Origin of the sequence: Stenotrophomonas maltophilia group sp. RNC7 (genome assembly GCF_030910085.1) — a bacterium.
GTDB lineage: Bacteria > Pseudomonadota > Gammaproteobacteria > Xanthomonadales > Xanthomonadaceae > Stenotrophomonas > Stenotrophomonas sepilia.
In genome coordinates, this window is sequence record NZ_JAVFVN010000145.1 from 1 (window position 1) to 311 (window position 311).

The window sequence follows — 311 nt, forward strand, 5'->3', positions numbered from 1 at the left end:
AGAAGCCTCAACTGATATTAACCCTGCTGGATAGGTAAGGTGAGGATAACTTTTTTGCATGGTGATTGTTGCCTTTGTTGTCTCCGTTTTTGTATTTTGTTCGTACCAACTCACGACGTCATTTTTATTTTTAAAAGAAACCTTCTTTTGATTTTCAGAAACTTCCCAGCCTTTTCCGGTATAAAAATCTTTCGTTTCGACTCTCCAATATTGTTTGTTTTGTGTTGCTGCTGTAAAAACAATTGTAGGATCTGCTTTAAAAGGACCACCTAATCGCGAGTCATCTAAACCATATCCAATTTTAGAAACTT

At 36.0% G+C, this 311-nt stretch carries 1 protein-coding gene; it reads right to left on the reverse strand.

Going from position 1 to position 311, the window contains the following annotated elements; all coding sequences use genetic code 11:
- A partial coding sequence (locus tag RCF13_RS01795; RefSeq protein ID WP_308140773.1) for a transglutaminaseTgpA domain-containing protein occupies positions 1-311 on the reverse strand: 311 nt, incomplete at both ends.